This window comes from Streptomyces sp. NPDC002476 (genome assembly GCF_042889785.1).
Taxonomy (GTDB): Bacteria; Actinomycetota; Actinomycetes; order Streptomycetales; family Streptomycetaceae; genus Streptomyces.
This window is the reverse complement of the sequence record NZ_JBIARH010000008.1, coordinates 41,213-51,358: the sequence shown is the minus strand read 5'-3', so window position 1 is coordinate 51,358 and position 10,146 is coordinate 41,213. Positions and strand designations below refer to the sequence as shown.

At 74.2% G+C, this 10,146-nt stretch carries 6 protein-coding genes; all 6 read left to right on the top strand.

Features of this window, described 5'->3' with window-relative positions:
• Nucleotides 1–259 precede the first annotated feature (259 nt).
• On the top strand, nt 260–2,989 hold the full coding sequence (locus ACFYXM_RS12245) for a DegT/DnrJ/EryC1/StrS family aminotransferase (protein ID WP_389288933.1): 2,730 nt from the start codon (nt 260–262) through the stop codon (nt 2,987–2,989).
• A 237-nt stretch (nt 2,990–3,226) separates the two neighbouring features.
• The gene (locus ACFYXM_RS12240) at nt 3,227–4,207 is read left to right on the top strand and encodes a UbiA family prenyltransferase (protein WP_389288932.1); all 981 of its coding nucleotides are present in this window, start codon (nt 3,227–3,229) and stop codon (nt 4,205–4,207) included.
• Nucleotides 4,204–5,583 (top strand): protoporphyrinogen/coproporphyrinogen oxidase, encoded by a 1,380-nt coding sequence (locus tag ACFYXM_RS12235; protein WP_389288931.1) that lies wholly within the window; start codon nt 4,204–4,206, stop codon nt 5,581–5,583. Before ACFYXM_RS12240 ends, ACFYXM_RS12235 begins: the two co-directional genes overlap by 4 nt.
• A complete protein-coding gene (locus tag ACFYXM_RS12230) occupies nt 5,580–7,172 on the top strand; it encodes an AMP-binding protein (protein WP_389288930.1) in 1,593 nt (530 codons plus the stop codon). The genes ACFYXM_RS12235 and ACFYXM_RS12230 overlap by 4 nt, the downstream gene beginning before the upstream one ends.
• A gap of 214 nt (nt 7,173–7,386) precedes the next feature.
• A complete protein-coding gene (locus ACFYXM_RS12225; RefSeq protein ID WP_389288929.1) occupies nt 7,387–8,301 on the top strand; it encodes a class I SAM-dependent methyltransferase in 915 nt (304 codons plus the stop codon).
• The gene (locus tag ACFYXM_RS12220; RefSeq protein WP_389288928.1) at nt 8,298–10,136 is read left to right on the top strand and encodes a CoA transferase; all 1,839 of its coding nucleotides are present in this window, start codon (nt 8,298–8,300) and stop codon (nt 10,134–10,136) included. The genes ACFYXM_RS12225 and ACFYXM_RS12220 overlap by 4 nt, the downstream gene beginning before the upstream one ends.
• Nucleotides 10,137–10,146 lie beyond the last annotated feature (10 nt).

Below are 10,146 nucleotides of genomic sequence, written 5' to 3'. Positions count from 1 at the left end.
AAGGAAGGAACGAATGGAGGGGGCGGGCATGGCGGCACGACCGCCCGTCGTTCTGTGTGATGTCGGAGTCGGTGTCGGCGCGGTGCCATGGATCTGCGCTCGTCGCACGGGGTGGTGACGAGGGAGCGGGACGGGCTCCCGTCAGCCGGACGCGCGTGCTTCCGGTGTCCCCGGCATGTTTCTGCACGGATTTCTACACGGACCTTTTCGACACCATCGCGTCGACGTCAAGCCAAGCGGGAAATGAGCACCGCAAAGTGTGAAGCGGAAGGGATTCCGCTACCGGTCGGGTTTCCCCTTCGGCCACGCTGATCCCACGTACACCGCGGATCGGAACGGCGTCAGGGTGGGGGCGGGTTTGGAGATCAACAGCCTTGCGAAACAAGGGAGTCGGGACGGAGAGCCGGCCCCCGGAGGGTCCTCGTCATCCATCCCCTTCTTCTCCCAGGCGAAGGGATTCCAACGACTGTGGCCGCTGGTCGAACAGAATCTTGAGCGCGTGTTCGACCGTGGGAAATTCTCCCACGGCGCTCAGGTCGCGGAATGGGAAAAGGCACTGTCCGCCTGCACCGGGGCGCGTTACGCAATCGCCGTGAACAGCGGTACGGACGCGCTCGTGCTGCTGCTGCGCGCCTGCGGGCTGCGCGCCGGCGACGAGGTGCTGGTGCCCGCGTACTCGTTCTTCGCGACCGCCTCGTCCGTGGTCCTCGCGGGCGGTGTCCCCCGCTTCGTCGACATCGACCCCGCCACCTACGCCATGGATCCGGACGCCCTGGCCGAGGCGGTCACCCCAGCCTGCCGTTTCGTCATGCCCGTGCATCTCTTCCACACGATGGCGGACATGGCGGCGATCGGCGAGGTGGCGCGGGCCCATGGGCTCACGGTCGTGGAGGACAGCGCCGAGGCGATCGGGATGCGGCGGGGCGGCCGGCACGCCGGGCTCCTCGGGGCCGGAGGGGTGCTCTCCTTCTTCCCCAGCAAGACCCTCGGCGCCCTCGGCGACGCCGGGGCCGTCCTCACCGACGACCCCGAACTGGCCTACGCGGTCGACGCGTTGCGTCACCACGGACGGGCCGGGCACACCCTCGACAACTTCCCGGCGATCGCCACGCAGAGCAGTCGCCCCGGGGCGAACAGCAAGATGGACGACGTGCAGGCCGCCGTCCTGCTGGCGAAGTCGACCACACTGGAGGAGGACATCGCCCGCCGCGCAGCCCTGGCGGCCCGCTACACCGAGCGGTTGCGCGACATCCCCGGCGTGCTGCGGCTGCCCCGGTCCACCGCCCGGCCCGAGCGGGGCGACCGTGACGTCTTCTACGTCTATCTGATCGAGGCCGAACGCCGTGACGACCTCGTCGCCCATCTCGGCGCCCATGGAATCGGAACCGAGGTCTACTACCCGGTGCCGCTGCCCCGACAGCCCGCCTTCGCCGGGCTCGGCTGCCGAGACCGGCGGTTCCCGCACGCGGAGGCCGCCGCCGGACGGGCCGTGGCGCTGCCGCTGTACCCGGACCTCGGCACCGCGGAGATCGACCGGGTGTGCGAGGTGGTCGCCGACTTCTACGTACGGCAGGCCCCCAGGGCGCCGCGCGCCCCGGAGGTCCCGCACACCCGGCGCGGGACGGCCGAAGAGGTGCGCGGCGAGGTGGGCATCGAGGTGGGCGACGTGGCGGCCGCGGAACGTACGGGGACGGCGGGACGTATGGGGACCGCAGGACGTACAGAGGCCGCGGGACGTACAGAGGCCGCGGGACGTACAGAGACCGCGGACACGCTCCCCGCGGCGCCGGAAGCGGACGACGCAGCAGCGGATGACCGGGACGCGGACGACCGGGCCGGGTCCGTCGGCGCCTCCCATGTACCTCCGGTCCGCGTCGAGTTCTTCCCCCGGAAGCTCTTCGAAGCCGACCGGAAAGAACTGATCGGTCTTTTCCGCGAGGTGGCCCTGGATCCCTCCCAACGCTTCATCCTCGGTTCCCGCACCGAGGAGTTCGAACGGATGCTGCGCGATTCCCTCGGCGCGCCCGACGTGGTGCTCTGCGGCAGCGGCACCTCCGCGCTCGAACTCGTCCTCACCGCGATGGAGGTGGGCACCGGGGACGAGGTCGTGGTTCCCGCCTTCGGGTGCGCCCCGCTGGCCGCCGCCGTCGTCAACGTCGGGGGCACCCCGGTCTTCGCGGACATCGACCCGCACACCATGGTCGTCGACCCCGACGACGTGGAGCGCCGCATCGGCCCCCGGACCGCCGCGCTGATGCCGGCCCACATGTTCTCGGTCATGGCGGACATGCCCCGCTTCACCGCCCTCGCCCGGCGCCACGGACTGCGGCTCGTGGAGGACTCGGCCGTCGCCCAGGGGGCCGTGCTCGGCTCCACCCCCGCGGGGCTGTGGGGCGACGCCGGAGTCTTCTCCTTCGTGCAGGTGAAGTCCTGCGGGATGCCGGGCGAGGGCGGCGCCGTGGTGACCCGTGATCCCCGGCTGGCCGCGCGGGTACGGATGCTGCGCAACCACGGGCAGGACGGACGGCAGCGCTTCGTGCACCACCTCGTCGGCCGCAACAGCCGCTTCGACGAGGTCCAGGCGGCCTTCCAGCTGCACCGGTTCGACGCTTTCCCCGAGCGCCTCGAACGGCGTGCCCGGATCGCCGACTACTACACCGAGCGCTTCGCCCCGCTCGCCGGGCAGGGAATCGTTCCGCCCCCGGCGGGCCGCGACGGCCGCTGCTACTACGTCTACACCCTGCTCGTCGAGGAACGGGACGCGTTGCGCGCCCACCTCGACCGCGCCGGGGTCGCCACCCACGTCTACTACCCGTTGCCGCTGCCCGAGCAGGCCGCCTTCGCCCCGTACGCGCCCGTCGGCGAACAGTGGCCCCGGGCCCGGGCCGCCGCCGCCCGCGCGCTGTCGCTGCCGGTGCACCACCTGCTGAGCGACGCCGAGGTGGAGCATGTCGCCGACAGCGTGTGCGCCTTCGCGGCCGGACGCTGAGACCACCGCCGGGACCCGCGGGCCTCCGGCATCGGGACCCGGGCCGGGCTCCGGCCGCACCACGCCTCGGCCCGAACCGGCAAACACCGGCCCGAGGCGAACCGCCCGGTCCCTCACCGGACACGCCCGTACGCGTCCGCCCCTCGTCCGCCGTCATCCCGCGGGCCGACGGCGGACGACACAACACGGCAACACAACACGACACAACGACACGATACGAAGGGCCGAGAAGAACCCATGACACAGAGCGTCACGGCCGGCGCCGGGGCAGTGCCCGCCGCGTCCCGGCCGGAGAGCAAGCTGCGCAGTTACCGCAGGCTGGGCAAGCTCGACGTCTTCGACTACTACCTGAGCACACCGGTGGTCCTCGCCGCCGTGCTGCTGCCCCTCTCCCCCGGGCTCGACCGGCGGTCCGCCGCCACGCTCGTCCTCTTCCTGCTCGGGCAGGTGCTCGTCATCATGGCGATGGTCGCGCTGGACGACGTGACCGGCTTCCGCGACGGGAGCGACATCGCCAACTACGGCCCCGACGACCCGCTCCGCAACAAACTGCGCAAGCCCCTCGTCGCCGGGACCCTCAGCGAGCGCGAGGCCCTCCGGTTCGCCTGGGTCTGTGCGTCGGCCGGGGCGGTCGTGTGGGCGCTCACCGTCGCCCTCGCCCCGCACCGCCCGCCGTGGGCCCTGATCCTGCTGGGCCTGCTCTACATCGTCTCCCTCCAGTACTCCTACGGGCTGAAGATCAGTTACCACGGCTTCCAGGAGGCGTTCCTCGCCGCCCTGGGGCTCGTGCTCGTCATCGCCCAGTACGGGCTGCTCACCGGGGAATTCAGCGGATTCCTGTTCGTGCAGGGCGTGCTCTTCGGCTTCGGGCCGCTCATGTTCGGGGTGTATTCCAACACCAACGACATCGAGGGCGACCGTGCCGTGGGCCGTCCCACGGTTGCGGTCCTCGTCTCCCCGCGCGGCAACGCCCTCTTCATCGGCGCCCTGTCCGCTGCCGAGTACCTGCTCAGCGTCGCCGCCTCGGCGACCGGGATCGCCCCCTGGTGGTTCGCGCTCGTCATGCTCCCGGCCGGCTGCCTGCGGCTGCGGCAGTACCTCACCGGCTTCCGTGCCGACAACATCATGGCCGCGCGGCGCATCGGCTTCCGCGTCCACCGGCTGGGCGTCGTCCTCCTCGTCGTGGCGAACCTGCTCGTCGGGGCGGGGGCCGCATGAGCCGGACCGTCTCCCCCGACCTGGACGTGGCCGTCGTCGGCGCGGGTCCCGCCGGGCTCACCGCCGCCCACGAGCTGAGCCGTGCCGGGCTGAGCGTGCGCGTCTACGAGAGCCACCGCGAGGTCGGCGGCCGGATGCGCAGCTTCCGCCACGAGGGCTGGACCGTCGACCGGGGCGCCGAGCAGGTCCCGTCCCGGGGCTACCGCGCCACCTGGGAACTCCTCGGCCGTCTCGGTGTCCGCCACGACGAGGTGCCCCGCATCGGCGGCGAGGTCGCGGTGTGGCGCGAGGGCCGGGCCCGGCCCGGGGTCGGCGGGCCCGCCGCCCTCGTCGACGGCGGTGCGGGGCTCGGCCCGGCAGCCCGCCTCGACCTCGTCCGGCTGCTCGGCCGGATCGCCCGCGACCGCCGCCGCTACGACGGGGACCGGCCGCACGACACCCCCGTCGGTGCCGCCACCGTCCGCGCCCTGGCCGGGCGTTACCACCCCGATCTGCACGACTACCTGCTCCAGCCGCTCGTCGGCTGCTGCTTCGGCTGGGACACCGCCCGCTCCGCCGCCGCCCCGATGCTGAGCCTGCTCGCCGAGGTCGGCCCGCCCTCCGGCTGGCGCACCTACCTCGACGGCATGGACCTGCTCGCCCGGCGGCTCGCCGACACCGTCGAGGTCGAGACCGGCCGCGCCGTGCGCGAGGTCGTCCGGACCGAGGGCGGGGCCCGGCTGCGTCTCGACGACGGCGAGGTGGCCGCCCGGGCCGCCGTTCTCGCCGTACCGGCCCCGCTCGCCGCCGCGCTCCGGCCCGAAGCACCGCCGGACGAGGCCGAGTTCCTCGGCGCCTGCACCTTCAGCTCCGCGCTCAAGGTCAGCTGTCTGCTGGACCGGCCCCTCGCCCCCACCGCCGACGGCCGCCCGCTCTATCTCCTGCTGACCCCCGCCGTCGAGGAGGACGTCCTGACCGCCGTCATCGCCGACCACGTCAAACACCCCGGCCGCGCCCCGCACGGCCGGGGGCTGCTCACCCTCATGGCCGCCCCGGGGACCGTACCGGGACTGGCCGAGTGTCCCGAGGAGGAGACGAAGGCCCGGCTGATCGCCGCCGCCGAGCGCTATGTGCCCGGACTCGGCCGCGCCACCCGGCACAGCTTCGTGCACGCCTTCCCGCACGCTCTGCCGGAGGCCACCCCTCGCGCGCTGCATCTGCGGGAACGCTTCATGCGCCGCGCCGCGCGCCCCGTGGAGTACGCCGGTGACTGGGTGATGCTGCGGCCCGCCTCCGAAGGGGCCGTACGCTCCGGGAGCCTCGCCGCGTCCCGCGTCCTCAGCCGCCTCGGCGCCCGACGAACCCATTCCGAACCACAGCTGGAGACTGCCCGGTGAAACCGTACGACATGGGTGTGCTCTTCGACGAGGCCGCTGAGCGCGGCCACACCACCGTCGTCCATCTCGACCGGCCCTTGGACCTCGCGCCCGAGGACGGCACCCGCTGGACCGTCCCCGCCCTCGCGGACCTGGTCGCCACCACGGCGGCACGGCTCGCCGCGGCCGGGGCGCGCCCGGGCGACCGCGTGGCCGTCGTCAAGGAGAACCACTGGGACTACGACCTCCTCGCCTGCGCGGCGGTGCGCGCCGGGGCCGTACCCGCCCAGCTCTCCGGACAGCTCGAACCGGCGGTCCTGGCCACGCTCCTCGCCCGGCTCGAACCGGCCGTGCTCGTCACCTCCGCCGCCCTGCTGGAGCGCTGCCGCGCCACCGGGAACGACCTCACCGCCCTCGCCGACACCACGCTCACCGTGGACGAGGCCGCGCCACGCGCCGTACCGCTGGCCGATGTCGCTCCGGGGCCCGCGGTGCACCGCCGCCGCCACGACGACGAGCCGCTCGTCATCAACCACACCTCCGGTACCACCGGGGTGCCGAAGCTCGTCGTGCACTCCACGCGCACGATCATCCGCAAGCTCGCCCGCTTCGAGGCCGTCCCCTACCCCGGCATCGGCGTACGCCGTGACGACACCCTGCTGCACGCCGGTTCCTACGCACACGGGCGCACCTTCTGCTGGACGGGCGTCGCCTTCTCGCGCGCCCCCGAGGCCATGGTCCTGCTGTCCGGGGCGGACCCAGACGCCACCGACCCGCTGCTGCGCGCACACCCGCCCACCATCGCCGAGGCGCTGCCGAGCACGTACGTCCGTCTTCAGGAGCTCACCAGCCGCCTCGACAACGCCTTCCGGCGGGTACGCCTCTTCATCAGCACCTACGACGCCGTGCACCCGCCCACGATCCGCGCCTATCTGGCGGCCAGTCGACGCCGGAACCCGGTGTGGATGCAGGGCTGGGGCCAGACCGAGACGGGCCCGCTCACCTTCCGCTTCCACACCCGCCGTTCCCCGGGGGACGGCGGGCGTACCGCCACCGCCCGCGACCTGGGCCGCCCCATCCCCGTCAAGACCCGGCTGCGCGTCGTCGACCCGCGCACCCAACTGCCCTTGCCGCGCGGCCGGACCGGGCTCCTCCAGGCCCGGACCGCCGCCCTCGCCCTCGGCTACGTCGGCGAGGAGGACCGCTGGGCCGACAAGCAGCACCAGGGCTGGTGGAACACCGGCGACCTCGGGCTGCTGCGCCGCGACGGCAGTGTCCTTCTGCTCGACCGCGAGGTCGACAACCCCGGCCGGTTCAGTTGTCTGGAGACCGAGGACCGGCTGGAGGAACGACTTCCCGAGGCGTTGGAATGCGTCGTCCTCGGCCGCCCGGACGGCAAGGATCCGCTGCCCGTCGTCGTCACCCGGGACGGGTGCCTCGATGCGTTGCGCTGGAAGACCGCAGCGGACGGGCTCCCGCCTCTCGCCGAGCCCGTCGCGCTCACCTGGGACGAGGTGCCGCGCACCGGGACCGGGAAGGTGCGGCGCGCCGCTCTGCTGCGGCAGCTCACGGGCGACTCCGACACCTGCGGCACCGGCCGCTGGACCTGACCCCGCCGGTCCGGGGCCTCGGCCCGTCTGTCCTGGGCCCGGCCCTGTCTGTTCTGGAACCGGCCCGGTCCCTCCTGGGCCCGGTCCGTGATCCCCCGTGCCGGGGGATCGCCGCTCACCACACACCGCGTCAAGCCCCACCACCGCCTGACACACCGCCTGACACACCGAGTCCCAGTCCCGTCGAGCCCCAGTCCCATCGGAGGAGAACACCGTGCCGCAGCCGACGGCCGCCCGCCCGACCCCCACCCCCGGCCACGCCCAGCCCGGGCCGGAGCACATCTCGCCCGATCCGGGACCGGCCCGGTCCGCACCCCCGGAACAGGTCCGGCCCGACCCCGGGTACGCCTTCGACAACGCCACCCCGCACAGCACGGAGCAGCACCGCTGCCTCGCCGCCGCCTACGACCCCGTGACCCTGCCCCGGCTCGCCGCCACCGGGGTCGGTCCGGGCTGGACGTGCCTGGAGGTCGGCGCGGGCGGCGGCAGCGTCGCCCGCTGGCTCGCCGGGCGCGTCGGCCCCGGCGGCTGCGTGCTCGCCACCGACCTCGACCCGCGCCACATCTCCCCCGCCCCGCACCTGGAGGTGCGCGCACACGACATCGTGCGCGACCCGCTCCCGGAGAACCGCTACGACCTGGTGGTGGCCCGTCTGGTCCTCCAGCACATTCCGGAGCGGCGCGCGGTGCTCGACCGGCTCGTGCGTGCGCTGCGGCCCGGCGGGGTGCTCCAGATCGACGAGTTCGACACCTCCTACGAGCCCCCGCTGCTCGCCCCCGACGCCGAGTCCGAGCAGCTCTACACCGCCTTCCTCGCGGCCAAGTCCGCCGCCCTGCGCGCCGCGGGGGGCGACCCCCACTGGGGCCGGCGCGTCCCCGCGGCACTGCGGGAGGCCGGGCTCGTCGCGATCGACATCCGCCCGTACGTCGAGGTGCGGCACGCCGGATCGGCCAGCCTCCAACTCCAGCTCCACCACACGCATCACCTGCGCGACCGGCTCCTCGCCCAGGGGATGACTGATCGTCAGCTCGACCGTATTCGGGAGCTGATGACCGATCCGGGCTTCCGCGCGGCGTCCAGCGTCCTGTACTCGACGCAGGGCCGGAAGCCCGGAGGAACATCCCGATGAGCATCGCCTTCTCCGCACCCTCCCCCGCGCCCGTCGCCCCTCCCGCCCCGTCGGTCGCCGACGAGGTGGCGACGCGGCTGCTGCGCGGCACCATCGGGGACACAGGAGATACCCAGGACACCGGAGACACTCGGGGCACCGGGGTCGCCGGGCCCTGCGCCGTGCGCCGTACGGCCGACTGGGCCGGGCCCGTGGCCGAGGATCTCGACGGGGAGGGCGCCGTCCAGGCGGCCTGCGGGATCATGCACGTCCACGGCAGGGCGGGCGGCGGGCCGCTCCCGCTCCCCGTGGACTACGCCGCCACCGTGGCCGGGGTGCTCACCGCCCAGGGCGTGTCCGCCGTGCTGCTCGCCCGGCACCGGGGGCTGGAGCTGCGCGAGGTACGGACCTCCGCGGCGCAGGGGGCGCTGCTCGCGCTCTGTCAGTACCTCGCCGAAGCCACGGCCCCACCGGACGAGGCCGCCGCACCACGGATCCCCGTTCCGTCCGCCGCGACCGCGACCGCGTCCGGTCCGGCCGTCGGCGGTGCGACGCTCGTGTCGGCGGAGGGCGCGGCCTTCGAGCTGGAGACCCTCGACCCCGAGGCGTGGCGGCAGTTCTGGGCGCGGCTCGGGATCACCGCACGGGTGGCGGGGCGCGGCTGGTCGCCGTTCCAGCAGCGGTTCGCGACCGCCGTCTGCGTACTGCCGGGGGAACTGCGGGAGGCCGCCCGTACCGCCCCGCTGGACGCCCTTCGCGCGGCCGCGAGTGCGTGCGGCGTCAGCCTGGTCGCACTGACGGACGACCCGGTGCCGCCCGGACTGCCGGAGCCCGTACGGCTCGTACCGGCGCCGGGCGGCGCGTGTGTCCCCCGGCCGGGCGGCGGGCCCGCGTCGCCCGGAGCGCTCCCGCTCAGCGGCATACGGGTCGTCGAGTCCACCCGCCGGGTCCAGGGCCCGCTCGCCGGGCACGTACTGGAACTGCTCGGCGCCGATGTCATCCGCGTCGAACCCCCGGGCGGCGACCCGATGCGGGGGCTGCCGCCGCTGGCCGACGGCTGTTCCGCCCGCTATGCGGCGCTCAACGCGGGCAAGGCCGTCGTCGAGGCCGATCTGCGTACCGCCGAGGGCCGTGCGGCACTGCGCGAACTCGTGGCGGACGCCGACGCGTTCGTGCACAACTGGGCGCCCGGACGTGATGTGCGCCTCGGTCTCGACGCCGAGGAGCTGTGGCGAGTGCGACCGGACCTGGTGTACGCGGGTGCATCCGGTTTCGGGGACGCCTACCCGCCCGAGCACACCCCGATCGGCACCGACTACCTCGCCCAGGCCCGCAGCGGCCTCGCCGCCGCCCTGCGCCCGGCCGGAGAGCCGCCCGCGCCGTCGCTCATGACGCTGACCGATGTCCTCGGCGGTCTCGTCTGCGCCCAGGCGGTCGTGGCCGGGCTCCTCCGGCGGGCGAGGACCGGGAGCGGCGCCCGTGCCGAGACCTCGCTGCTCTCCGCCGCCGCACTGGTGCCGCGTCCGCCCGTACGCCGCGCGGCGTGGTCGCCGTTGGAACTGCCGTTGCGGACGGCGGACGGCCACCTGTACCTGGGCGAACGGGCCCGCGCCGACCTGGCCGCGCTCGCCCGGGTCACCGGGTCGGCGCACGCCGCTCCGGGGGCCGTCGCCGGGCGCTTCGGCAGGCGCACGACCGGGGAGTGGCGGGAGCGGCTGCGCTCGGCCGGGCTCGGCGCCACCGAGGTCCGCACCGATCTGAGTGCCCTCCCCGCCGACCCCGCCTTCCGGGACGCCGTCGTCCCGGCCCCGCCCGGTGGATACGCGACGGTGCGCAGCCCCTGGACGTTCTCGTGACGGGCTCGGT